The sequence below is a fragment of the Streptomyces sp. PKU-EA00015 genome (genome assembly GCF_013387495.1).
Classification (GTDB): domain Bacteria; phylum Actinomycetota; class Actinomycetes; order Streptomycetales; family Streptomycetaceae; genus Streptomyces.
Genome location: NZ_JABZEE010000084.1, coordinates 1 through 24,665 on the forward strand (window position 1 = coordinate 1; position 24,665 = coordinate 24,665).

The window sequence follows — 24,665 nt, forward strand, 5'->3', positions numbered from 1 at the left end:
CGCACGAAGCTGTGGCAGTACCTCCGGAAGCAGGCGGACGTCGGGCAGCTGAAGGCCATCGAGGCGGGGCGGGCGGTCGGCATGCCCTGGCACCGGTTCAACGAGGCGCTGTGCGTGAACACCAAGCACGGCGCCCAGCAGAAAGCCCAGAGGCTGAAAGCCGAGCAGGTACAACGTCCTGATGAACGACGGGCCCCCGAGACAGCGCGAGCCCGAGCTGAAGGGCGCGGCCGACGAGGTAAAGCGGCTGAGCAGGATCGCCAGGAACCTGCCACGCTTCCCGATCGCCCATCGGCTGTGCCACCAGCTCCTGGAGCACAGGGACGGTCTCGTGGTCGACGGCATGGCGGAGTGGTGGCTCGACGACATCGCCGAAGTCGTCGACAGCCGCACGACCGACCTGGAGAAGGCCAACCTGACGGATCTGCTGGAGAACTGCGTACGAGAGATCCACAGGCTGGCCCGGGAACGAAACCAGCCCGCAACGACGACGGACGAGGCCCGACAAGCCCTCACCGCGGCCACCGATTTCGTCCACCGCCCACTGCCGCCGATCCCGCGGCAGCGGCCACGCTCCCAAACTGGGACCCCCACACGGCGCTTACGCCGCCGCACGCGAGGCGGCCGCCCCACCGACTGATGCCCGCCCCATTCCGTCACCCCGCGAACCCCATTTCGTCGGTAGCTCGCTGCGGGGGCAGGGGCCGACGTTGCAGCCGGCGACGGGGGCGAGCCGCTGCGGTCATCGTCGCTCCCGGGATCAACTCCGAAGAGGAACGCCAGGGCCACGAGCGTCACGGAGGCCGCGGTGAACGCGGTCCCCAGATCACCGGCCGGGACACTGGCCGACGACTTCTTGGTGTGCGCGTAGACGACATGGCCCACGACACACGACGCCAGGAAGATCAGGCCGGCGGCAACATGAATCGGTACGGTCATTCCTATGCCTTCCCGGCTCACGGGCGCGCCCGCCGCGACCGGACATCCGCGAGCAGACCCTGGAACCTCCACAGCACCTCGAGCGACGAACCGCGTACGGCAGATCAATCAGCACGCGAGGTGGACGAACATTCCAGCGGCAGTGTGATCCTGCGTGGCAAAAGCCGGGCAGGGCCCGCTCGCGGTGACGTGAGCGCGGAAGTACCGGCCGTCACCGCGAGCCCAGCGGCTTCCTGTCAGCCCTACCCGGTCAGTCCGGGGCCGGTGCGAGCCGCCGCACCCCGTGGGCGCGGTAACCGCCTTCCGGTGCCTGCTCAACGGTGAACATGACGGGCTCGCCTTCCTTCAGGGCCCCGGAGAACCTGCGCCGTCCATGTTCCACAAGGTCTCCCGCCTGCAGCGCTCCGCCATGATCTTCCTGCTTGCCGCACTGGTCGGCCTCGGCGCCGGGCTACTGGCACACCTCGCCGCGAACCCCTGACCGGTGGCGCTCACCGCCGGCGCGGCCACGACCGCTGCGGGCGTCCTCTTCTTCAACCAGATCATCGAATAGGTCGCTGCCGCAGCGGAACCACTGCAGCTGCCCACTGGTCACCGGGTCTTCCTGCGGTCGTACGCCATAGTCGACAGCGGCACCACCAGGCCCGGCCCAGAACCGGAGCAGCCGGGTGTGCTGCTCCGGTGGTAGGGCTTTAACGCTGGCCGTGTCGCTCGGGCCGGTGACGTTCGGGTGTACGACGGGTGGTCCCATGCTTTGGCGAAACACTCCTGTTGGTGCCCCTTCGTGCTGCACACTGTTCTGGTCAGGATCGGCGCGCACGGGGGAGTACGGCCATGAATGTGCAGCTGCGTTTGGTGGAGAGGGCCGGGGCTGACGTACGCACCGCCGACGTCGTCGCTCTGCGCAGACACCTGACCGCACATCCCGAGCTTCGGGGGCGTGTGAGCGCGGTGCCGAGCAGCCCTCCAGAGGGCGAGATGAGCGGCTCGGGCATGGAGCTGCTGCTGGTCGGATTGAGCAGCGGCGGCGCGCTGACGGCGCTCGTCACCGCGCTCCCTGCACTGCTCAAGGCCCGGCAGTCGGCGGCCTCGGTCGAGATCACGCTTGCCGACGGACGCAGCGCGAAGGTCACCGCTGATTCGGCGGACGACGCCCGGCTGCTGCTGGAGGAGGCCTTCGACCGTCTCAACCCGCCGCAGCTGTGACCGTCAGACTGCCGGAGCCGCGAGGTTCGCGCGCGGTCCTCATTGGCACCTCCAACTACGAGAGCCCGGACCTCAGGCCGCTGCTGGCGGTACGCAACAACTTGGAGGTCCTGCACGACTTGCTCGTCTCGGAAAATGGAGGTTTCCTGCCCGGCACATGTGCTGTGGTGCAGGACTCGTCCGATCCTCAAGGCGTGTGCCGGACGATCCGGGAGGCCGCCCGTGAAGCCCCTGACACGCTGCTCGTCTATTTCTCCGGCCACGGCATTTTGAGCTACGAGGGCGAGCTCCACTTGGCGCTGGCTGGAACTGACCAGGCCGATCTGCGCTGGACCTCGGTGCCGGTCCAGGAGATACGGCACATCTTTGAGACCGCTGCCTGTCGCAACAAGGTCCTGATTCTCGACTGTTGTCACAGTGGCTGGGTCCTCGACGCGATGATGAGCGCCCCGAACAGCGAAGCGGCGCCCCTCGACATCCGCGGCACCTATGTGCTTGTCTCTTCCTCCGCCGACCTCGCCTCTTACGCACCGCCGGAGGACCGCTACACCGCCTTCACCGGCGAACTGATCAAGCTCCTCCGCGACGGCGTCCCCGGCGCTCCCGAACTACTGCCCCTCAGTGCCCTGTTCGCTCCCTTGACCGCGGCCATGAAACGGCGCTCCCTGCCCCGCCCGCGACAGCAGGGCTCCGACGGTCATGCCTCTCTTGCGCTGGTACGCAACATGTCGGCCGGGAGCGGCACCAGGGAAGCAGATCAGGTGCAACAGGCCGGGCGGGAAGGGGAATCGGGCCGCATCCCGGAAGTCCGCCTAGGCTACGAAACCTTGTATCGGCGCCTGTTCCAGTGGGGCATCGGCCTCCCCCTCGGGCTGGGCCTCCTGTGGCCACTCACCCGCTTCGGACCCGCGGAATGGAAACAAGCAGAGGATCCGACCTCACTGCAGGGGATCGTTCTGCTCCTGTCGATGGGAGGGATACTCATCATCGTCTCCGCCATGATCCGAGCTCGTCCCGCGAGCTACTCCCTCATCGTCTCGGCGGACGGTGTCGAGGTGCGTTATGGCGAGTCCGGGTTCTACTACCCGTGGCATCGAGTCAGCCGCGTGTGGGTTGTGGCCCGACCCCGGGGGAAGCTTCGCGGCACGCAGTACGCCCTCCTTGTGCAGCCCAAGCCGGGAGTCCTGGTCAAGACGGCACGCCGCGGCACACCGGGACCGAGGCGCGACACCGAGACGGGAGCGCTGCGCTTCGCGAACCTGCGCTCCCTGAACAAGCCGCCCGCCGTCGTGGAATGGGCCCTCGCACAGCATGCCGGTTCGGCATGGACACGCAGCAGTGGACCGCTCGACCCGGCGGTCCCCACGCAGGCGGGGGAGGGAGCCGTGCAGGGTTTCTCGGCAGACCGACGCCTCCTTGCCCTCGCGACGGCGGTGTCGGTCGGACTCGCCTATGCCCACTTTCCCACGAGTGCGCTTGTCAGGCCCGCGACCCTGTGGCTCACCATCGTGCCCGTGCTCCTGTCCGTCGCTGCGTGCGGTGTCGCGTGGTGCTGCGTCTGCCGCATCGTTCAACCCGTTCGGCTGGAGATCAGCGCGGCCGGCGTTGCCCTCACCCGAGGCAAGCTGAAGATCGAATATGCCTGGACCGAGATCGAGCAGATCGGCATCGTCAACTGCGCTCGCGGCCCGGACCTCCTGGGCCTGCTCGCTGTCAGGACCACCCCTCGGGCCGACCAGCGCCCCGCCGACCGCACGATCACCTATCTGCCCAAGCTGGACCGCGGTTGCGTCTCGCTGTGCAGGGTGGCCGAAGTGACCTGGGACCCACTCGCGCTGCGCTGGGCACTCCGGCGTTTCGCGGCCGAGTCACAGGTCACATCTGAGGGACACGTGTGGCTGAGGTCCGCTCCGGCCAAGACCAAGAGCGCGGCGAGAGCGACTGTGGCCGTGAGCGGGACAACGTTCGAGGGCGTCAGGTCGTTTGGCGCCGCGTGGGTGATTGCGATCGCCCTCGGGCTTCCGAGCGCCAGCCTGCATACCTGGGCGCTGGAGAACGAGGTGCCCGTTCTTCTCGACTCGCTTGACAAGTCCGCGCTGATGCCTTTACCCGTGGTCGGCCTTCTCGCCTACTACCTCACTGGCCGACACCGCGTCTCCCTGCACATCGGCGCCTCCGGGCTGACCGTCACAGCCTTCGGCCTGCGCATGCACACCGTGCGCGTGCCCTGGGGCGACATCGAGAACATCGGCCTAGTCGCACGCCAGCATGCCACCAGCTATTCACTCGTCCTGTGGCTCAGACCGGGAGCCAGGCCACCACGGTCCCTCTGGTGGCTGTGCCCCCAGGAGCACGGTGGCCGGCGGCTTATCTCCGTCGGAGAAAACCGCCTGGACACCACACCTGACCAACTCGACCGTGTTATCGCCAACCACGCCGGCCACCGCCACTCCCGCATGCAGCGTCGTCCCTGACCCGGACCGGATACTGCTCACCGATCGACTGAAGCCCGACCTGCCCCATCCGCCCGGACGGAGTACGCGCCGGGGCTGACCCGGGAAGGCGTGGCCTTAACTCTGCCGCGTACATGACCATAAAAGCTGCTTCGACAGCTTGCCGCGTTCCGGCTTGGCGTGGCCGAACGCGGCCTGCACAGTGTGCCGGCGGTGAGCCCGACCGTGACCTGCCACAGCGGGGCACGCTGTGTCGGTGAGCGGCCGACTCGGGCCGGTGATCCTAAGATCTTTTCCGAGTCACTGACAGGCATGGTTCTCATCACGGATCATCCGGCGCAGGCTGGCAGCACGGACCGCAGCGAGATCGTCCAGGGATTCGGAGAGCTGGGCGGTCAGTTCCTCGACGCGGGCGAGCGCCTGCGTGAGCTCGCCCTGCTGCCGCTGGTTGTCCGCGGTGAGTTCGTCGACGCGGGTGCCGAGGTCGGCTGCACCGAACTGGTCGAGTTGCTCGCCGAGACTGCGACGGACGGCGCCCTTCAGGCGTTCGACTTCTTGCCGCAGGCGCCGGTTTTGTCGCCCCGGCGGCCCTGGACGTTGTGGGTCTCCTCGCACTTCGGGCAGCGTCGGTTCACTCCCTTGCTCCTTCCGGTCCGGGTCAGGCTTCGGCGTGCAAGGCGTCGTACACGGCGCAGGCTTGGATCCACAGCTCGTCGGCCGTGGGCCTGCCGAGATGGGCGACGAGCTCGTCGTACAGGTCGGTGGGCCTCCCACGGATCCATCGCCTTGGCGATGTCTTCAGGCGTGCTTGGGACGGACACTCGATCCTCCTCCTCGTGGTCGGATGCTGGCTGTTCGTGCTCGAGCGCCCACGACTGGTCCCGAGCGTGACCTTGTGGTAGCACGGTGCACACAGTTGTTCGTCGCGGAAAATGTTGCTGTCCGGGACGTGAGGGAATGTCCGTTACCCGCACCGCACCACGGTGGGAGTCTCGAACAGTGCCGCCAAGACGCGGCCCGTGCCGTCACCCACGTTGATCGTCTCGGTCGGCTCCGGCCGGGGCTACGGCCCGTGCTTTGGTTCTCGGACCGGATCATGCGTCACCGGCTGCTTCGTCCGTCCCGCGTTCCTGGGGCGCTGGGCACCTCTACGTGAACCTCAGTACAAAAGACGACACCACCGTCACCATCGACGAGATCCACCTGTCGGCGCGGGTCCCTACACGTATCGCCGCACCTACCTGGGTGGCCCTGACCCAGGGCGGCTGCGGCGAGGTCCAGGAACGGGTCTTCACACTTGATCTGGACAAGCCGCGCCTCGTCGACCGAGGGGTTCAGGGTGAGCTGGTGCCCGGGGGACAAGCCGGCGCCGACCAATCCGCTGGGGTCAGGCTTCACCGTCAGCGCCAAGGACCCCGCCATCATCCGGGTCGATGCGACCGCCTGCCACGGCAACTACGAGTGGAGTCTGGTCGTCGACTACAGTCACAACGGCAAGCCACTCCACAAAACCCTCGGGCCCTTCAAAACGTTCGGCGCCGCGGACAAGAACACCCGGGCATACGTACCGAACCTGTCAACCGGGAAGATCGGCGATCCCCTGCCAGAAGCAGGTTCCCCCTCCGGCTGTCCAGTGACGACCTGACATCAACGCGGCTGGGTTTCAGCCGACGGCGGCGCGAACCGGCGCACCCAGCAGTTCGCACGCATTGCAGGACGTTGCTACGAAGCCGCTGTAACCGCCGGGCCAGCCGTCTCCGTAGGCGGCTACTTCGTCCAGCCGACAGTGCCCAATCAGCCCACCTCACCTGCCCGATAAGCGCTGCCGCGCAGGGTCATATCCGATTCGCCGCCCCCAAGGGCCGTCTACGGCCACGGCGGGGAACGCCACACCTACCGCAAGGGGCAGGCGCAGCGGGTCGGCTGCACCCCGATGACGGGCGTCAGGCCCGCACGGGCGGGGCGTCGGCGTACTCCGCGCCCGGCTCCGACGGGATCGGCTCGCCGGTGACGGCGTCCGTGCAGAAGTCAGTGAAGATCCCGGCCCTGCCCAGCGGGTCGGCGGTGCAGTCGCCCAGTCGCCAGCCCAGAACCCGGGACGTGTCGTCACGGTGTTTGGTGCGCACGACCGCGCCGCCGATGCGGCCGGACGTCAGCGACAGCAACGCGATGACGTCGAGGACGGCGTCCGCGTCAACGTCGGTAAACTCGCCGAAGTTGTGGAACGGCAGGACGGACACAGCCCCACGGGCAGTCGCAGGGCGCGGCCGGCGACCGAGACGGTCAGGGTGTGACACCCGTCGCCGGCGGCACTGAAGAGGCCCACCAGCAGATTGGCGGCGCGCTCCGGGGCGGAGGGCATCGGGGGAAGGCTGTAGATCATCGGTCTGCCTCGCTTCGGGTGGGTGTTCTCGGCGCGGCAGGGGTGCCACACCCCCGCCGCCGGCGCCGGGGCGGTTGCCGGGACCGAAGCTGCGAGCTGGCTGCGGGCCGGGGCACCTCGTACCGTCCACAAACCCGGGACTGCCCAGCCCTCAGTAACGGTCCCACGGGGCAGGGCCTGGATTGCTCACCCGGCGGAGCCCTCGCGGGGCGGGCCGATCAGGGAGCACAGCACAGGCACTGAGTAGCCAGCCGTGCCCAGCCCGGCCAACACTGCGCCTGCCACGGGCACGCCGGTCAGTACGGTCAGGCCGCCGGCCACCACGCCTAGGACGAGCGCGGTGAGCAGGACGACGGTGGTGTGCAGGGACAGGAACGGCTGGGCGGCAGGCTCGTTCGCCGACGAGGCGGCCGGCTGCGGGTTCTGAGGTGTGGTCATGCCTCGACTGTGGGCCGTTCAGGGCTGGACCTGCGGTGATCGAACAATCCCGGAGAAGCCCGATCAGTGTGCCGACACCGCCGTACAGCGACCGTGTACAGCGGAACGATCTCCCTCATCCCTCAGTGTTCAGGAATGTTCCGCCAAGTCCAGTGCTACCTACTGAAGTTGCCCTAACCTGACTCGCCGCAGCGCGATACGGGAGGCGGCGGAAATGGCAGAGCAGCGCGATCCGCAGGACGGCGTGGGCACCTTCGAGGACATGCTGCAGGAACAGGCCAGGCGGCTGACCGCGCTGAAGGTCCACGCAGGCAACCCATCGCTTCGGAAGATCGAAAAGCGGGCCGCAGAACTCTTCGCCGATGAGAAAGTGTCCCTGCCACCCGCTACGCAGAGCGCCCTCCTCAACGGCGGCTACTCCGGACAGGACCGGCTGATGTGGCTCGTGCGAACACTCTTGTCCTGGGACAGGTTCGGCAGAGAATGCGCACCGCCGGACTACGGAGCGGCCGAGCTGGACGAATGGTATGAGCGCTGGGCCGCGATCACCGCCGCCAGACCCACACGCCGACGAACAGCCGCCGCACCGGCATCCACCTCCTCGGAGGACCAAGGTGCCGAGAACGAAGCCGTACCGGCTCATTGCATCCTGGAACCGGCGGGCATCAAGGGGTCCGCTTCCACACGACTCGCCCATCGATTCGACAAGTTAGCAGCACTGCAGGCATTCACCGGCTACGAGAGTTTGGTCTACGCGGTGGCGTTCTCGCCCGACGGCACCCTCCTGGCCACCGCCGGTCACGACGGCACGGTTCGGCTGTGGGACCCCGTCACCCGCCAACCCGTTGGCACCCCCCTCACGAGCCACCAGGGACCGGTCCGCGCGGTGGCGTTCTCCCCCGACAGCACGCTCCTGGCTACCGCCGGCTTCGATGGCACGGTCAGGCTGTGGGACCCGGTCAGCCGTCAACCCGTCGGCACCCCCCTTACCGGCCACCAGGGTGCGGTCGGGGCAGTGGCGTTCTCCCCCGAGGGCACCCTTCTCGCCACTGCCGGTGACGACGGCACGGTCTGGCTGTGGGACCCGGTCACCCGCCAACCCGTCGGCACCTCCCTTACCGGCCACCGGGGTGTGGTCTTCTCGGTGGCGTTCTCGCCTGACGGCACCCTTGTGGCTACCGCCGGTTTCGACGGCACGGTCCGGCTATGGGACCCGGTCACCCGCCAGCTCGTCGGCAACCGACTCACTAGGCACCAGGGTTCGGTCTACGCGGTGGTGTTCTCGCCCGACGGCACCCTTGTGGCTACCGCCGGCTTCGACGGCACGGTCCGGCTATGGGACCCGGTCACCCGCCAACCTGTCGGCGACCCGCTTATCGACCATCAGGGTGCGGTCGGGGCAGTGGCGTTTTCACCCGACGGCACCCTCCTGGCCACCACCGGTGACGACGGCACGGTCCGGCTATGGGACCCGGTCACCCGCCAACCCCTCGGCGACCCTCTTATCGGCCTCCGTGCGGTGGCGTTCTCGCCCGACGGCGTCCTCCTGGCCACCGCCGGTGACGAGGGGACGGTCGGGCTGTACGAACGGCGTGCCCTACCGGTACCACCGCCTTTAGGCGCATCTCTCGCGATGCGGGCCTTGGTGCACGCTGTTCAGTACGGTCACCAAGTCGCCCTGCCCGCGATTGAAGCGAAAGATCCGGTTCTCGCGGTGGCATTTTCGCCCGACGGAATCCTCCTGGCCACCACCGGCCAAGACGGCACGGTCAGGCTGTGGGACCCCGTCACCCGCGAGCCCGCTGGCAGCCCCCTCACCGGCCACCAGGGCGCGGTCCGCGCGGTAGCGTTCAGCCCCGACGGCACCCTCCTGGCCACCACCGGTGACGACGGCACGGTCAGGCTGTGGGACCCGGCCACCCGCGAGCCCGCTGGCAGCCCCCTCACCGGCCACAAGGGTGCGGTCCGCGCGGTAGCGTTCTCACCCGACGGCTCCTTCGTGGCTACCGCCGGCCACGACGGCACGGTCCGGCTATGGGACCCCGTCACCCGCGAGCCAGTCGGCAGCCCCCTCACCGGCCACCAAGGTGCGGTCCTGGCCGTGGCGTTCTCGCCCGACGGAACCCTCCTGGCCACCGCCGGCCACGACGGCACGGTCCGGCTATGGGACCCGGCCACCCGCGAGCCAGTCGGCAGCCCCCTCACCGGCCACCAGGGTGCGGTCCTGGCCGTGGCGTTCTCGCCCGGCGGCTCCTTCGTGGCTACCGCCGGCCACGACGGCACGGTCCGGCTATGGGACCCCGTCACCCGCGAGCCAGTCGGCAGCCCCCTCACCGGCCACCAAGGTGCGGTCCTGGCCGTGGCGTTCTCGCCCGACGGAACCCTCCTGGCCACCGCCGGCCACGACGGCACGGTCCGGCTATGGGACCCGGCCACCCGCGAGCCAGTCGGCAGCCCCCTCACCGGCCACCAGGGTGTGGTCTTCGCGGTGGCGTTCTCGCCCGAGGGAACCCTCCTGGCCAGCGTGGGCGACTACGGCACGGTCCGGCTGTGGGACCCGGCCACCCGCCAACCCGTCGGCAACCCCCTCACCGGCCACCAGGGTGCGGTCGGCGCGGTGGCGTTCTCCCCCGACGGAACCCTCCTGGCCACCACCGGCTACGACCGCACGGCCCGGCTGTGGGCGACTCGTGTGACGGCCTGGTCGGGCTTTCCGCAGGTGCCTGACTGCCCCCATGACCAACGGGATGCAGCTTGGTGATCGCGGGGCGCACGTACCCACGATCTGACGCCGCTGTTCACGAACTCCTGTCCTCGCTTACGCAAGCGGGACGTCGGCGTCCGCCGTTGCACGAAGCCGCCAGATCACGACTACCCCAATGCGGGCGGCTGTCACCCCTCGCCGCGTAGTTGCGGCCCAAGGGCCGTAGAAGATAAAGGTGCCCGGAACGCTGTGCGTCCCGGGCAGCATGCGCGGGCGGCCGCGAAGTTCCTGAGGAAGTTGCAGGTCTCAGCCGTCTCAGGCCGCGGTCGTTGGATTCGCTGATTCGGCGGCGCGGCGGTATTCGGCGTTGATGCGCTGGGCTTCTTCGAGCTGGTCTTCGAGGATGACGATGCGACAGGCAGCCTCGATGGGGGTGCCCTGGTCGACGAGCTCACGCGCGCGGGCCGCGATGCGCAGCTGGTAGCGGGAGTAGCGGCGGTGGCCGCCCGCTGAGCGGAGCGGGGTGATCAGGCGGGCTTCCCCGAGGGCGCGGAGGAAGCCCTGGGTGCTGCCGACCAGCTCTGCGGCCCGGCCCATCGTGTAGGCGGGATAGTCGTCGTCATCGAGCCGGTTGAACGAGTCGTCTGCTGTCACTTGCACCTCTCTGTGAAACGCGTTGAGGGGCCCTGGTGCCATATGGCACCAGGGCCCCGAAGAAACTGCTACACCATCTGCCGGCCCTGGTACTGCGCCGGCCTTCTGTTTCCGCAGACCCGACCGGGATGCTGTCGGGGATGCTGGGATCGCGGTTGCTTGACCGGAGACCACCTCACTATCGATGTCCTGCGGTACCCGGGATCAGAGATTCCACCCGGGCGATCCTGATGGTGCTTGGCTCCTCCGTTCTTCCCTCTTGATCAACACTTGCCAACGGGTACTGCGTACTGCTGGTACCGCGTACTGCTCAGTGGCGTGCGACAGCGCCACTCTTCGGCAGCCAGCCCCGTCGCCCGTCCTGCGTCTGCTCTGGCTTAGAACCCCACTGCCGAACTTCCCGGTGCGCGCGCCCGCAGCCGACGCCTTCACCGAGGTGCTGCTCACCAACTTCACTGCTGGATGTTGCTGACTGCACTTGCGGGTACTGCCACTGCGGTACTGCTCACGGCGGCCCCTGATCACTGCGGGCCACCCGGTCCGGTCGCCAGTCCCGTCGCCGCCCTACAACAAACCTGGCTTCAGAACTCCACCACCGAACCGCCCTGCCAACTGCAACTTCGTGTATTGCGTGTGCTGCTGCCCGGCAGTTCATCTCTGCCGGGCCCTACTGTCTCCCTGGGCTACGAGCAGAAACCATAACCACGCCAACACCCAATGTCTACTCCAGCCGTCATAGATTTCCGAGTGCTCGAGAGTGAGGTAATCGACCTCGAACAGCGACTGGGCAGGATTCACAGGGTGGTGTGCAGCTCCGGCGCCGGGCGCGCCTCTCCGCGTGGGCCGGGCGCCTGGTGCGTGTCTCCTCTGGCTCTGCTCACGTCGCAGCGTTCTGGCTCAACTTCCGTGCTGAGTGACGCTCCGTTATGGCTGGACCTCGAAGAGAGCGATGGAGGGTGGCGGCGGGACAAGCACTGTGCGAAGTCGCGTGAGTATGGCCCGCCACTGCTTCCAGTCCTCCGGGTCGACCCAGTTCGATGCCGGCCCAGCCTCGTCGCTGGCGATACGGGCGAGGGCTTCGTCAGCGAGCGCCCGAAGGTCGGAAGGGAACACGGGCATAGGCGCTTCCGGGCCGTAGGGCGTGTCGACGGGTTCGCCTCCGGGGCATTGCGCCGCGATGAGTGCGGCGGCGGCCACCGCCTCGTCCGCTTCCGTGAGATAGCCCGTGGCGTCGATCGTCCGGACGACGACGCCTCGGATCAGGGCTTCGCGCGCCTCGGGCTCGGCGTCGTCGAGAGCGTTGGCGAAGTCTGCGGCTGTGTCGTTGTCGAAGGGGCCGATGTCCCAGGTGCCCATGCTGATCTCCTCGCGTACGGTCGTCCGGATCCTCGCATCGGGCACTGACAACGTGATCACGGGGCGAGCAAGACTCGTTTGCGTAGAAGTTGGAAGCCTGCCCGGCCGAACATCTGGCGTTTGAGCATCTTGATCCGGTTGACGTGGCCTTCGACGACTCCCGAGTTCCAGGGCATGGTGAGGCCGGCGATGACGGCGTCGCGGGCCCGCGGGGAGCGCATCGGACGACCGCCAGCCATGACGGAAGAACAGACCCGGCATGCCCGCGCACTGCTCGCGCCGCCTGACAACACCATCACGTCGATCGCGAAGCTGCTCGGGATCTCCCGTACGCCCCTCTACAAGTACGTGCCCGAACTAGCGACGGGACGCGACTCCCTCGTACCGTCCAGAAACCCAGGGCTGCCCAGCCCTCAGTAACGGTCCCACGGGGCAGGGCCTGGATTGCTCACCCTGCGGAGCCCTCGCGGGGCGGGCCGATCAGGGAGCGCAGCACCGGGACTGAGGAGCCAGCCGTGCTCAGCCCAGCCAACACGGCGCCTGCCAGGGGCACGCCGGTGAAGAGCGTCAGGCCGCCAGCCACCACGCCTAGGACGAGCGCGGTGAGCAGGACGACGGTGGTGTGCAGGGACAGGAACGGCTGGGCGGCAGGCTCGTTCGCCGACGAGGCGGCCGGCTGCGGGTTCTGAGGTGTGGTCATGCCTCGACTGTGCGCTGTTCAGGGCTATGACCTGCGGTGATCGAACAATCCCGGAGAAGCCCGATCAGTGTGCCGACACCGCCGTACAGCGACCGTGTACGGCGGAACGATCTCCCTTATCTATCACTGTTCAGGAATGTTCCGTCAAGTTCAGTGCTGCCCACCGAAGTTGCCCTAACCTGACTCGCCGCAGCGCAATACGGGAGACGGCGAAAATGGCAGAGCAGCGCGATCCGCAGGACGGCGGGGGCACCTTCGAGGACATGCTGCAAGAACAGGCCAGGCGGCTGACAGCGCTGAAGGTCCAGGCGGGCAACCCATCGCTTCGGAAGATCGAAAAGCGGGCCGCAGAGCTCTTCGCCGATGAGAGGGTGTCCCTGCCACCCGCCATGCAAAGCGCCCTGCTCAACGGCGGCTACTCCGGACAGGACCGGCTGATGTGGCTCGTGCGAACACTCTTGTCCTGGGACAGGTTCGGCAGAGAATGCGCACCACCGGACTACGGAGCGGCCGAGCTGGACGAATGGTATGAGCGCTGGGCCGCGATCACCGCCGCCAGACCCACACCTCGTGCGCCTACTGGACGCAGGCCACACACCCGAGAGCGCGGACCGGTGGGCACGGCGGCTGCCGGCCTGGCGCACCGCTCCCGCGTCGGGCATCACCGCGCACGCGTCGGTGAACGCCCGCTCGTGGGCCAGGACCGCGCGGCAGGCGCCGTTTCCGTGGGCGGTGCGGCTGGCGGACGCGGCCGAGCTGTGGCTGCAGTACCGCCGTCAGGTAACGACATCGCCGGGCACGGCATCTCACCGGGCACGACCTGCACAACGGCCGCGACTACAAGCCGCAACGTCTGCATGCAGACAAGGCGTACGACGTGCCCCACCTGCGGAAATGGTTACGCGGCAAGCGCATCGGAGTGCGCATCGCCCGCAAAGGCATCGAGTCCAGCGAACGCCTCGGTCGACGCAGGTTGGTGATCGAGCGCACCATGTCCTGGCTCACCGGGTACCGCAGACTCAACCACCGCTACGAGCGCAATCCTCGCAACTACCTGGCCTTCCTCGGCCTCGCCGCAGCCTTGTGCTGCTACAAGCGACTCGTCCGCCTCACCACATAGGACACGGTCCAAGCGAGGTCTAAGCGTTGTCCGTAGATGATCTCTGTCGGCAGGCCCTGGCCGCGGTGCTTCCGCCGCGCGGCTGGCGGGAGGCTGGTGCCGGCCGCAGACATCACCTGCTGACTGCGGCCCATGCGCACACCTCACCGCAGCGGATCCTGCGCTATACCTATGGGCCTAGATGATCAAGCGCCTGGGGCATGGAGATCTGGCAAACGACCAACTGGCCCGGCTTCAGCCTGAGGTTCTCGGCGCCATGTCACCGGACGTGAGCTCCTGCGGCCCGTGGCGACCGGTCGTGGAGCCAGCGTGGACGGCCTACCACGCCCCCGACGCTTCTTTATTGAGTGCGTCTCTCATCCTGTCTGCCAAATCTTGACCGAATGCTCGAGGATCAGGCTTGGCTTCCGGTTTTGGCTTCGGCGGCTCTGTCTTCGGCGGAGGTTCCGGCCGCTGCTCCCTGCGCATCTCTGGTTTTACGGGCCCCTGATCGGTCTTCGGGTACTGCGGTCCCTTCTCGTTCCTCGGGTACTGCGGTCCCTTCTCGTTCCTCGGGTACTGCGGTCCCTTCTCGGCCTTCGGATACTGGGGACCCTTGGCCTCGGGGGGCTTCTGTCCACCCTTCACCTCGGGGGGCTTCTGTCCACCCTTCACCTCGGGGGGCTTCTGCCCACCCTTCACCTCGGGCGGCTTCTGCCCACCCTTCACCTCGGGCGGCTTCTGCCCACCCTTGTCGTCTTTAGGTCGGTCAGTCATTCCCCGCACCTGTCGTCACTCGGTGATAGCGGCAGACGCCCGCCACGTGAAAGCGCCGGAGTGTTGGGCTCATTGAACTACGTGCGACTGGACTAGTTATGAGCTTGGTACAGAAAAGAAACTTGTGGTCTGCGTGTGTTCTGCGTCCGACAGTTCATCAACACGGTCGGGGGCGTGCGACATCTGTAAGAGTCCTCCCACCCTCGAAGATCTCAATCAAAATGGTGGACACGACCACCTAACGTCAGGTTCGTGGATCCCGCTACCCAATTTGATCGATTATCACTCATATTCCGCAGGCGTAGCCAGTGAGCGTCGGATAGCTTAGGAAGCGAGGTGAGAAGTATGCGTAGCACTGATGGGAGCCGGGCCGCCCCAACCGACCACGGTCATGACCGCATCGCTTCAGCGGCACAGCGAGATCAGACCTTCTGATGGTTACCGATCCCGTCAACACCTCGACGGTCGACTATCTGCAGCGCGTCCAGCTTGTCCCTGTGTTAGCCGCAGACACGATATCGGGGGTGTCTCTGGAGGCCCGGCGCTTGGTGCGTGTATCAGGAGTTGGCCAGCCGGCACGCGCATCGGCGCCCCGTGCCGACGGTGTGACGATCGAGCCGCCCACATTGCCGTTGCTCGTGGGCCTTGCCGACGCTGGGGTGCCGGTCGCGTTCCTGCTTGAAGGCCTGGGAGAGGGCGTATCGGTACGCCTGGGTACCTGGGCTCCGGAGGGCATGGGCGACGCGGCGTTGGACAACCGGCAGTCAATGCTGCTGGCCATACTCGACGGCTCTTACCCGGCGGTGGACCTTGCCGCCGCCCCTGCCGCGACTCCAGAACTCGGCTACGGTGCCCTCGGGCTGGGGGTGCCGGCCCCCTTGGTGGCCGACCCCCGCGATGGCGCGCTGGCGGTCGACCGTCTGGTGCGTTCGATGACGGGTGTGCACTGGGCCGCGCTCGTGCTGGCGATACCTGTCGGTGCCGACGATCTCGGTGCGGACCGCAACCGCGTCCTGAACGAAATGCGTGCGGTGGCCGCCGCCGTCCAGGCTGCCGGAGTGCGCAGTCCCCTCGCCGAGCACTACCAGAGCCTGCTGCAAAGACGTCTGGACTCGTTGGCGGATGCGCAGGCGCGTGGTGGCTGGCGTACCGCCGTCTACCTTCTCGGTTCCCGCCCACGGGACGTCGCGGCGCTGACCAGCGCCTGGCGGGCGGTTTTCTCGGGTGCGCATTCGGTTCCGGAGCCGGTGCGCACAACCGCGCACCCGGCCATCGCCCACCTGGCAGCCCGCTGGGCGATGCCCGAAGGCCCGGGGCAGCCAGGTCCCAGTGGTTACCGGCATCCCTACGCCGCACAGACCTTGTTGAGCTCGCCCCAGCTGGCCGCTTACCTGCACCTGCCCGCCCTGGAAACGGCAGGCTTCGGTGTCCGGATAGTGCCGCGTTTCGACGTGTCGTCACCGCCCGCCACTGGCCCGAGCGTCAACGTCGGCTCGGTGGTGGAGCGGGATCGAACAAGCGCCACAGCGTTCACCGTTCCCATCGACTCGCTGACCCGCCATGCCTTCGTCGCCGGAGTGACCGGCTCCGGCAAGAGCAATTCGGTTCTGCATCTGATCCGCCAAGTGGCTGCCGCAGGCATTCCGTTCCTCGTTGTCGAGCCGGCCAAGGCGGAGTACCGCGCACTGTTGCGCGACGCGATCGTTGGTCCGGCACTGCGTGTGTTCACCCTGGGCCGGGAGACCGTCTCGCCACTGCGCCTAAATCCCTTCGACGTCCCCGAGGGCGCCTCTGTTGCAGCGCACATCGACCTGCTGCGTGCCGCCTTCGAGGGCGCGTTCGACATGTGGGCACCGCTACCACACGTGCTTGAACGCTGTCTGCACGAGGTGTATGAGGACCGTGGCTGGGACTTACGGACGGACCGCAACCACCGGCTTGACGAGCATGCACCCGCCTGGTCGGCCTTTCCGACCCTGAGTGACCTCGCCACGAAATTCCCCACGGTCAGCCGCTCGCTGGGGTACGACCCCGAGGTCACCGCGAACGTTCAGGCCGCACTGACGACTCGTATCAACAGCTTGCGGCTCGGTGGCAAGGGAGCGCTGCTCGACGTGCCCCGTTCCTTGCCGATGGCAGAGCTGCTCGCAGGGCCGACTGTCGTAGAACTGGAGTCGATGGGAAGCGATGACGATAAGGCGTTCGTCATGGGGCTGCTGCTGGTGCGGCTCGCAGAGTACCGCCGGGCGCAGGGGCAGCGGTCCGGGCTCACACACCTGTTCGTCATCGAGGAAGCGCACCGCCTGCTTGGCGCCGCCCCAACGGCGGTGCGTGGCGAGAACGGCGCCGATCCGCGGGGTAGCGCAGTCGAGACCTTCACGAATCTGCTGTCAGAGATCCGCGCGTACGGCCAGGGCGTCGTCGTCGCCGACCAGGTGCCCACTCGGCTCGCTCCGGACGTGCTGAAGAACACTCTTCTCAAGCTGGCCCACCGAACGGTTGCCGCCGACGACCGATTCGCACTGGCCAGCACGATGAGCATGGACCAGGCCCAGTCCGACGCGCTGGTTCCGCTGGCGGTCGGCCGAGCCGCAGCCTTCGGGCACGGGGCCGATGCACCCGTGCTGGTGCAGGTGCCGCCGGTGAAGAATGACAAGCTGATCCGCGAGACCGACGATGCTGCGGTCCATAACGCCATGACGGCCTGGCGCACATATGGCGGGTGGAACGAACTCTGGCTGGCCAGACCATCCTGTGCGGCGGCATGTGTTGGCCGTGCAGAAGAGTGCGCGGCTGCCCGATTGCTCCTCGACCAAAGCGTCGTGCGTCGTACGTTCACCCGCATCGTGCTGTCGTTGCTTGCGGACGCGACCAGCCTCGAACGGACCTGGCCGGATCTCGTGCAGACCGTCCGCCCACACCGAGTACCGCCCGTTGACGAGGGGGCACTCCTGCGCTGCCTCGCCGCGCATGCCCCGGACTGGTATGCCGAGCGGCGAGGCGCGCAGGCCGGCTGGACGTACAGCGCCACTCTCGAGTACGCAGAGCGGCTGCGCCTCGCGCTGCTCACTTCAGAGGACCGGCGCGCCTCGGCAATCGATGCCTTTCGCGCTTATGCGACGGAACAACACGCCTGTGATGTGCCGCCCTATCCCAGATGCGACGAGATCTGCCCGGACCACACGTGTCTCTACCGCGGAGCAGCCGCCGATGTGGTGGCCGAGGGCCGCTACAACGCCTCGTGGGAAGAGGCGGATGCCACAGACAGAGTTGAAGGCGGCCGTGACGCCACGTGGAAGGTCTGCGATTCCGCATCATATGAGCTGATGGAGTACCCATCCGACGACGCATCTCCCGAAGAGAGCGCTCGAATCGCCGTGAGCCGACGATGTGTCGGGCTGTGCTTCGCCCAACAGATGCTCGCCGCCGACACTTTAGAGCTTCCCCGCTCAGCCCGCCAGATCATCGACGTCCTGATTACCAGAGAGAACCAGTAGACATACTCCGAGGCGTATTCGCTCAGAGGGAGGAATCACTCGGGGATTTCGGGAAATCCCGGCGGTGGACCGGAACCGATGAGCACCGAATACACGATCCATGCCAGAATCGCTATGAAGAATATAATGAAGACGACGACGGCTGCCTTGGGAACCCCCTTGGAACGCACGATCGCTCCAGTGGTGACGTTCTCGATTTTGGTCACACGGAGCGTTCCGGCACGCATCCGTCCACGCGCCCGGACCCAGTCGCCCTCGCTGACAGAGCCTTCGAACGTAAGCCCTCTCATTTCAACGGGTATGAGTGACACTCGGTTTCCCGATTCGTCGTAGCGCTCAATCCGGAAGGTCCATACCGACTCTGACCCGTTATTACTGCTCATCTCGGACCGTACGTGCACACCGCGCACTTGCCCTTCAGCAGGTCCACTGCCCGCCGGTGACGGGGAAAGATAAGGTCGTCCCACCTGGGCGGCTGGACCGCCCTCGTCAGTAGGCGGGCTCCAGCCGCCAGGCTTAGACCGTTCCTTCGGAGGTGGCCGGTCGGGAGGCAACGGCGACTCAGACGGCCTACGGGCCAACGGGTTCAAAGTATGGCCGCAGTAACTACAGAAACCCGAATTCGGTCCTGTTTCTCCGCCACACTTCGGGCACGTCCATGCATCACTCATGCGGAACACTTCCATATTTTCCGCCAGGCTGACTTTCCTCATCTTCAAGGAGACACCCGTCATAGGTAAGGGGCAAGTCAACGAGACGATGGAGCGGCGTTGATCGTGGCTGGCTGCGGAAGCTGCCAGACGGCCGGTTCACCACGCGCCTGTGACCTGAAACGCCACCGACCGGTGACCACGGCGTTCGCGATCGGGTTCTGGCATCGGTCGGAGCAGCAGTCTTGCCCGGCTAGCACTAGACTGAATTACGGCTGGACTGAATTCAGGTAAGGGTCGGTCCATGGACATCAGGATCGAACTCGACAACTTCCTCGGCGAGAAGCGTGCGCTGGTCGATGCGATCACGCGGGAGTTCCGTGCCGGCACACCGGCCAAGGAGGTCGCGCGGATGGTCGCGCCGGCCTTCAGCCGGGACCAGGTGACCCAGTACTTGTCTGCCGTCGCCCTGGCAGACAAGACCCGAAAAGCCCTGGAGGAGGCTGGCCTTGCCTTCGCCGCCGACGTCTCGGTGACCGGCATCGACGCGCCGCGCGAGGCACGGCTGACCCCCGCAGCGGATCCGGACGAGACCCAGGACTACCCTTCCCTGCCGGCGCGGATCCGGGACGCGCTGCGCGACTTCCACATCACCCTGGGCCTGCTGCAGACCGGCAAGCATGACGAAGACACCAGCGACTCCGAGATCGATGAGTTCTTCCTCGACGGTCAGCCCGTCCACCTGATCAAACTGAGCCCTTTCCAACTTGCTGATGGTCAGGTCAGACCACAGGCGACGAGCCGCTGGTCTCCCCGATACTCGAGCGCGTGCCCGCGAGGCAGTCGCCCAGCAGATCCCGAGTCGCCGAAAGATCGTCAACGTGTCTTGTGGACCGCTTCAGTGGGCTGCGACCATCCCGGCATGGACTCGCGAGTAGTCGGAATACCCGACGTGGACGGCACCGAACAGGTGGCTGTTGTAATCGATGTGATGCGGGCGTTCACCACCGCCGCATGGGCCTTCCACCGCGGAGCAGACAAGATCGTTCTCGCTGCCGACGAGGGCGAGGCGCTGGCGATCAAGGCGTGTCACCCGGGCTGGCTTGCGCTCAAGGATGGGGCACCGGTCAGCGGGTTCGACCTGGTCAACTCCCCTGGCCTGATCCAGGAGGCCGACTTGGCCGGCCGCACCGTGATTCAAAAGACCACAGCGGGAACGGTTGGGGCCCTGGCGGTCGTCGAGGCTAAATTGGCGCTGTGCGCCAGTTTCGCCGTGGCCGGCGCCACGGCCCGGGCCCTGACGGATGCTGGCGCCGACTCGGTGACGTTCGTGGCCACCGGCGAGGACGGCCGTGCCGCCGAGGATCTGGCCTGTGCCGAGTACCTGGATCAGCTCCTGGCCGGGACTCGTATCGACCCCGGCCCCTATCTGCACCGTGCCCGCACCTCCCCAGCCGCGGACGACCTGCGCAGCGGGCGACGCCGCGGTGCTCACCCCACCGATGTGGAGTTGTGTTTGGAGGTCGACCGGTTCGACTTCGCCATGAAGGTCGGGCTCGACGAAGGGATGGCAGTGCTGCGGCCGCTCCGGACTCGACCAGATGCGGTGTCCGCTGTACACCGCGCACGGTAATCAATGAGCCGTTCCCGCCTCACGCTGACGCGAGGTGGAGGGTGAGGACGGCCTTGACGATGTCGGTGATCCGGGTGGTGCTGCAGCGCAGCTTGCGCAGCAGGCGCCAGCCCTTGAGCGTGGCCATGGCCTGCTCGCCCACGGCGCGAATCTTCGCATGGGCGACATTGACCGCCTGCTTGCCGGCGGACAGGTTCCGGTGCTTGCCGCGGAAAGGGACGACCACGGTGCCTCCCGCACCCTGATACCCCTTGTCTGCAAAGCACTTGATGCCTGCCTCGGCCAGAGCGTCGATGACGTGGTGGGTGCGGGCGGCTGTGATGTCGTGGGTGGCGCCGGGTAGAGCAGGCGAGGCCCAGATAAGGCGTCCGAAGGGGTCGGTGATCACCTGCACGTTCATGCCGTGCTTCTTGTGTTTGCCGGAGCAGAACGGGCGGTCGGCGGCGATCCGGTCGATGGGCAACAGCGTGCCGTCGAGAATGACGAACGCCCCGGCGGAGGCGGCCGTTACGGCCTGCTCCAGGGTGGGGGCGACGGCGGCCAGGACGGTGACGGCCTCGTGTATGTAGCGGTAGACGGTGGCGACACCAACCCCGAAGCCGACGGCGAGCTGGGCGTAGGTGTCGCCGCAGCGCAGGTGAGCCAGGGCGAGCAACGCCTGCTGTCCGGCGGGGAGCTTACGCCAGCGGGTGCCCAGCTCGCGCCGTCGGCGAGTGAGGTGCTGGGCGAGGAAGCGCAAGCTCTGGCTGGACAGATCGATCGCCGACGGGTAAACCAGCACGCGAAGCTCCTGGTGGTGCGGGTTGATCTTGGTCGACGATCCTTCTACCAGGAGCTTCACCACTTCCCGACGTCAGGGCGCCCACCCGTCGCACCAGCCAAGCGATCAGGTTGGAAACGGCTCACGGGCTCCCGCCAGGCTTATCCCGAGGGCCGGTTACACAACCTCGGTTTCGATGTCATCTGATTTCGTTACGACACATCAATGACGATTCGCTTGCGCTCGTCTTCCTGATCCCCACCTGACGCCTCTTACGGCGCCGTTTCCTCATCTCTCACCACGACGGTCTTCAGCCAACGCAGCATGAGGTGGTTTGAAGCCTCCCCCCGCAGGGCGACTTCGAAGGGCCAAAGTCCTTCATCTTCCACGCAGCACCGCAACAAGGGCGCTCTACCTACATCGAACTCCTCCTTGCGTTCGGGACACACACACCGACGAAAACCACTGATCAGCGGCTATCTGAGGGCGGATGAAGATCGTTTCCCGCGCTCACGGAGATCATTTCCCGCCGCCCTGGTCGGCACCGTATCGGGCTCAGGAGTCAGCGATGCCATACCCGCGAGTTCGCCGAAGCTCGCCACGGCGAGGGATCTGGTGACGCTTCGTTCAAGCGGCAGCGTGCTCGTCAGCACCTCAGCTCTTTGCGTAGCGCTCCGGTGCCCGCTGTGTCCTGTCCATATGCCGCGGCGAGCAGTGCGGGCAGCTGTCGGGGGTCTCGTAGGTCTGGGTGCCTACTGCCGACATCGCGATGGATGCCATGGCCGAGCCCGTCTGCGCACAGCGCACCGCGTCCATGTTCGTAGCCATGGCGGCCAGATAGCCGACGTGGCCAGCTGCGGTTTCGTAGTGCGGAAGGCCGGATCGGACCGACCGCGGGCGAAGTGATGGGCAGGGGTGTACGGAGTCGTGTGCAGCGGGTGGTACACGCGGCCGTCGGTCGACACGGTGGTCACCGTGACGATGCCCTAGTTGTTCTGTCGTGGGAGGTTGTGGACGGGTGAGGCAGGTCTCGTCTGAGGGATCTTGAACGGGTGAGGGCCTTCCGGGTTCGGTGTGGATTGCGACGTCTACACCGACCGAAAGGCCCTCGTGCCCCACCGTAATGCACCCCTGACCGAGACCGGCCGACTGCGTCTGGCCCGCTGTGTGGTCGACGACGGCTGGCCTCTGCGACGGGCCGCCGAACGCTTCCAGGTCTCGCCCACCACTGCCCAGCGGTGGGCCGACCGCTACCGGCTCCTGGGCGAGGCCGGGATGACCGACCGCTCCTCCCGCCCCCACACCAGTCCGCGTCGGACACCGACCCCGACCGAACGCCGGATCATCAAGGTCCGCCTCACACGCCGCTGGGGCCCGGCCCGCATCGCACACCTGCTGGGCCTGGTCCCCTCCACCGTGCATCGCGTGCTGACCCGCTACCGCCTGGCCCGGCTCACGCACCTGGACCGAGCCACCGGACGCGTTGTACGCCACTACGAACGCGAACGACCTGGCGAGCTGGTCCACGTGGACATCAAGAAGCTCGGCAACATCCCCGACGGCGGCGGCCACCGCAGCATCGGCCGCCAGGCCGGCCGCAAGACCCGCTCCGGCGCCGGCTACAGCTACATCCACACCGCCGTCGACGACCACTCCCGCCTCGCCTACAGCGAGATCCTCACCGACGAGAAGAAGGAGAGCGCCACCGCCTTCTGGACCCGGGCCCAGCAGTTCTTCACCACCGCCGGGATCACCGTTGAGCGGGTCCTGACCGACAACGGAGCCTGCTACAAGTCCCGCCTCTGGCAAGAGACGCTCGCGGCGGCCGGAATCGCTCACAAACGCACCCGGCCCTACCGGCCCCAGACCAACTGCGAGGATCTGGACGCGCTCTTCCGGTTGGTCTGACCCTCAGACCAACCGGCCATTCGTGCCTTGTTGCCGATGTGTCGGCCAGCCGGGAGGGCGCATGCGGCTGCATCGGCGGACCGCCGGATGTGACCTGATAGGAGCCTGGTCCACACGCCTCATCGCAGTTGTGTCCCCGGTGCTCCGTCGGTGCAGCTCCAGCCCCGCTGACCGCCAGGAGGACAGGTGCCCAGCAGTTCCAGCACGAGCGTGACCCTCGGAGTCGACACCCACGCCGACGTCCATGTCGCTGCCGCTCTCGATCAGCTCGGCCGTCGGCTGGGCACGCTCGTCATCCCCTCGACGCCGAACGGCTACGCGTCCTTGGAGGGATGGGCCACCAGTCTCGGCACCGTCGAGCAGGTGGGCTTGGAAGGCACGGGCTGCTACGGCGCCGGCCTGTCCAGGTGGATGAGACAGCGCGGCCACCGTGTCGTTGAGGTCAACCGCCCCGACCGTCAGACTCGCCGCCGCCGCGGCAAGTCCGATGTCGTTGATGCCGAAGCCGCAGCACGGGCAGTACAGGCCGGGACCGCCACGGCTACACCCAAGAGCGGTGACGGTGCCATCGAGATGATCCGCGCCCTGCGAGTCGCCCGACGCAGCGCGATGAAGGCCCGCACACAAGCCGTCAACCAGCTCAAGGCCCTGATCATCACCGCTCCGGATGCCCTCCGAGGGGACGTCCGCCGACTGCATCGAGCGGAACTGATCCGCACCGTCACGCGGTGGCGCCCCGGAGCCGAGCCGGACACCTTGATGACGGTCACCAAACTGGCGATGAAGTCCATTGCCCACCGCTACCAACAGCTCGACGAGGAGATCACAGAGCTGGACCGCCACCTTCAGCGGCTCGTCGGGCAGGCCGCACCTGACCTCATGGCAGTCAAGGGACTTGGTGCCGAGACCGTCGCGGCTCTACTCATTGCTGTCGGCGACAACCCAGGACGGCTCCGCTCCGAATCCGCCTTCGCCCACCTCTGCGGCGTCGCCCCGATCCCCGCCTCCTCGGGCAAGACCAGCCGCCACCGCCTCAACCGCGGAGGCGACCGCCAAGCCAACCATGCCCTCTACATGATCGCGGTCAGCCGCATGGCCTGGGAGCCCCGCACCCGTGCCTACGTGGCCCGCCGGACAGCCGAAGGCAAGACGAAGACCGAGATCATCCGCTGTCTGAAGCGGCATATCGTCCGTGAGGTCTACCGCCTACTCGTCCCCCGAAGCCCAGTTCAACTGACCTCCTGCCAAGACCTGACAACCGCGGCCTGAGCTTCCTTGACAGCTATAGGAGCATCGGCAAGGTCGAACGCTTCAACCGCACCCTGCTCGACGAATGGGCCTACGCCAAGCCCTACCGCTCAGAGACCGAACGACGCCAGGCGTTCCCGCAATGGCTGCACTCCTACAATCACCACCGCGGACACACCGCGCTCGCAGGCAAACCACCCGCCAGCCGCGTCCCCAACCTCACAGGGCAATACACCTAGGCAGTTTCGTTTGGATCAGTC

General features: G+C 67.0%; 20 protein-coding genes and 3 pseudogenes. 12 read left to right on the plus strand and 11 right to left on the minus strand.

The window, feature by feature from the left end; all coding sequences use genetic code 11:
• Positions 1–181 precede the first annotated feature (181 nt).
• The 3 genes from HW130_RS33285 (at position 182) to HW130_RS33295 (ending at position 4,619) form a co-directional block, all read left to right on the plus strand.
• Positions 182–640, plus strand: coding sequence for a hypothetical protein (locus HW130_RS33285; protein ID WP_177153511.1), 459 nt, complete (start codon positions 182–184; stop codon positions 638–640).
• 1,133 nt (positions 641–1,773) lie between these two features.
• On the plus strand, positions 1,774–2,145 hold the full coding sequence (locus HW130_RS33290; RefSeq protein ID WP_177153512.1) for a hypothetical protein: 372 nt from the start codon (positions 1,774–1,776) through the stop codon (positions 2,143–2,145).
• Complete coding sequence (locus HW130_RS33295; protein WP_177153513.1) at positions 2,142–4,619, plus strand: caspase domain-containing protein; 2,478 nt, start codon at positions 2,142–2,144, stop codon at positions 4,617–4,619. Before HW130_RS33290 ends, HW130_RS33295 begins: the two co-directional genes overlap by 4 nt.
• 279 nt (positions 4,620–4,898) lie before the next feature.
• Here the strand turns inward: HW130_RS33295 and HW130_RS33300 are convergent, their stop codons facing one another.
• Positions 4,899–5,213: a hypothetical protein gene (locus HW130_RS33300; protein WP_177153514.1), complete on the minus strand. Its 315-nt coding sequence runs from the start codon at positions 5,211–5,213 to the stop codon at positions 4,899–4,901.
• Positions 5,214–5,895: 682 nt separating this feature from the next.
• On the opposite strand from HW130_RS33300, the gene HW130_RS33305 reads away from it, so the two are divergent.
• The gene (locus HW130_RS33305; RefSeq protein WP_177153515.1) at positions 5,896–6,243 is read left to right on the plus strand and encodes a hypothetical protein; all 348 of its coding nucleotides are present in this window, start codon (positions 5,896–5,898) and stop codon (positions 6,241–6,243) included.
• A gap of 298 nt (positions 6,244–6,541) precedes the next feature.
• Here HW130_RS33305 and HW130_RS33310 read toward each other — a convergent pair whose 3' ends face one another.
• Both HW130_RS33310 and HW130_RS33315 read right to left on the minus strand, forming a co-directional pair.
• Positions 6,542–6,838: a hypothetical protein gene (locus tag HW130_RS33310; RefSeq protein WP_177153516.1), complete on the minus strand. Its 297-nt coding sequence runs from the start codon at positions 6,836–6,838 to the stop codon at positions 6,542–6,544.
• A 329-nt stretch (positions 6,839–7,167) separates the two neighbouring features.
• A complete protein-coding gene (locus tag HW130_RS33315) occupies positions 7,168–7,419 on the minus strand; it encodes a hypothetical protein (protein WP_177153517.1) in 252 nt (83 codons plus the stop codon).
• 214 nt (positions 7,420–7,633) lie between these two features.
• On the opposite strand from HW130_RS33315, the gene HW130_RS33320 reads away from it, so the two are divergent.
• The gene (locus tag HW130_RS33320; protein WP_177153518.1) at positions 7,634–10,180 is read left to right on the plus strand and encodes a WD40 repeat domain-containing protein; all 2,547 of its coding nucleotides are present in this window, start codon (positions 7,634–7,636) and stop codon (positions 10,178–10,180) included.
• A gap of 258 nt (positions 10,181–10,438) precedes the next feature.
• Here HW130_RS33320 and HW130_RS33325 read toward each other — a convergent pair whose 3' ends face one another.
• The 3 genes from HW130_RS33325 to HW130_RS33335 form a co-directional block, all read right to left on the minus strand.
• The gene (locus HW130_RS33325; RefSeq protein WP_177153519.1) at positions 10,439–10,777 is read right to left on the minus strand and encodes a MerR family transcriptional regulator; all 339 of its coding nucleotides are present in this window, start codon (positions 10,775–10,777) and stop codon (positions 10,439–10,441) included.
• Positions 10,778–11,701: 924 nt separating this feature from the next.
• Positions 11,702–12,133: a DUF4259 domain-containing protein gene (locus tag HW130_RS33330; RefSeq protein ID WP_177153520.1), complete on the minus strand. Its 432-nt coding sequence runs from the start codon at positions 12,131–12,133 to the stop codon at positions 11,702–11,704.
• A 56-nt stretch (positions 12,134–12,189) separates the two neighbouring features.
• Positions 12,190–12,372 carry a hypothetical protein gene (locus tag HW130_RS33335; RefSeq protein ID WP_218184266.1) on the minus strand — a complete coding sequence of 61 codons (183 nt, stop codon included), beginning with the start codon at positions 12,370–12,372 and terminating at the stop codon, positions 12,190–12,192.
• Between HW130_RS33335 and HW130_RS33340 the strand changes: the two genes are divergently transcribed.
• Positions 12,371–12,553 (plus strand): helix-turn-helix domain-containing protein, encoded by a 183-nt coding sequence (locus HW130_RS33340; protein WP_256356497.1) that lies wholly within the window; start codon positions 12,371–12,373, stop codon positions 12,551–12,553. The genes HW130_RS33335 and HW130_RS33340 overlap by 2 nt on opposite strands.
• A 28-nt stretch (positions 12,554–12,581) precedes the next feature.
• Here HW130_RS33340 and HW130_RS33345 read toward each other — a convergent pair whose 3' ends face one another.
• On the minus strand, positions 12,582–12,833 hold the full coding sequence (locus HW130_RS33345; protein ID WP_177153522.1) for a hypothetical protein: 252 nt from the start codon (positions 12,831–12,833) through the stop codon (positions 12,582–12,584).
• Positions 12,834–13,629: 796 nt separating this feature from the next.
• On the opposite strand from HW130_RS33345, the pseudogene HW130_RS33350 reads away from it, so the two are divergent.
• A pseudogene (locus HW130_RS33350) lies at positions 13,630–13,953 on the plus strand (transposase); the annotation flags it as partial.
• A gap of 318 nt (positions 13,954–14,271) precedes the next feature.
• Here the strand turns inward: HW130_RS33350 and HW130_RS33355 are convergent.
• Positions 14,272–14,709, minus strand: a complete 438-nt coding sequence (locus HW130_RS33355; RefSeq protein ID WP_177153523.1) for a hypothetical protein — start codon at positions 14,707–14,709, stop codon at positions 14,272–14,274.
• A gap of 605 nt (positions 14,710–15,314) precedes the next feature.
• Here HW130_RS33355 and HW130_RS33360 point away from each other — a divergent pair.
• Positions 15,315–18,206: an ATP-binding protein gene (locus tag HW130_RS33360; RefSeq protein WP_218184264.1), complete on the plus strand. Its 2,892-nt coding sequence runs from the start codon at positions 15,315–15,317 to the stop codon at positions 18,204–18,206.
• Positions 18,207–18,241: 35 nt separating this feature from the next.
• Here the strand turns inward: HW130_RS33360 and HW130_RS33365 are convergent, their stop codons facing one another.
• Positions 18,242–18,412, minus strand: a complete 171-nt coding sequence (locus HW130_RS33365; protein ID WP_177153525.1) for a hypothetical protein — start codon at positions 18,410–18,412, stop codon at positions 18,242–18,244.
• A 1,366-nt stretch (positions 18,413–19,778) separates the two neighbouring features.
• On the opposite strand from HW130_RS33365, the gene HW130_RS33370 reads away from it, so the two are divergent.
• Positions 19,779–20,489, plus strand: coding sequence for a 2-phosphosulfolactate phosphatase (locus HW130_RS33370; protein WP_177153528.1), 711 nt, complete (start codon positions 19,779–19,781; stop codon positions 20,487–20,489).
• A 19-nt stretch (positions 20,490–20,508) separates the two neighbouring features.
• On the opposite strand, the gene HW130_RS33375 is transcribed toward HW130_RS33370, so the two are convergent.
• Both HW130_RS33375 and HW130_RS33380 read right to left on the minus strand, forming a co-directional pair.
• Positions 20,509–21,270: a transposase family protein gene (locus HW130_RS33375; RefSeq protein WP_177153529.1), complete on the minus strand. Its 762-nt coding sequence runs from the start codon at positions 21,268–21,270 to the stop codon at positions 20,509–20,511.
• A gap of 633 nt (positions 21,271–21,903) precedes the next feature.
• A complete protein-coding gene (locus HW130_RS33380; RefSeq protein ID WP_177153526.1) occupies positions 21,904–22,077 on the minus strand; it encodes a hypothetical protein in 174 nt (57 codons plus the stop codon).
• 282 nt (positions 22,078–22,359) lie between these two features.
• Between HW130_RS33380 and HW130_RS33385 the strand changes: the two are divergent.
• The 3 genes and pseudogenes from HW130_RS33385 to HW130_RS33395 all read left to right on the plus strand — a co-directional run.
• Positions 22,360–23,121, plus strand: a pseudogene (locus tag HW130_RS33385) (IS481 family transposase); the annotation flags it as partial.
• Between the two features lie 222 nt (positions 23,122–23,343).
• A complete protein-coding gene (locus HW130_RS33390) occupies positions 23,344–24,426 on the plus strand; it encodes an IS110 family transposase (protein WP_177153527.1) in 1,083 nt (360 codons plus the stop codon).
• A gap of 26 nt (positions 24,427–24,452) precedes the next feature.
• A pseudogene (locus HW130_RS33395) lies at positions 24,453–24,644 on the plus strand (integrase core domain-containing protein); the annotation flags it as partial.
• Positions 24,645–24,665: the final 21 nt, after the last annotated feature.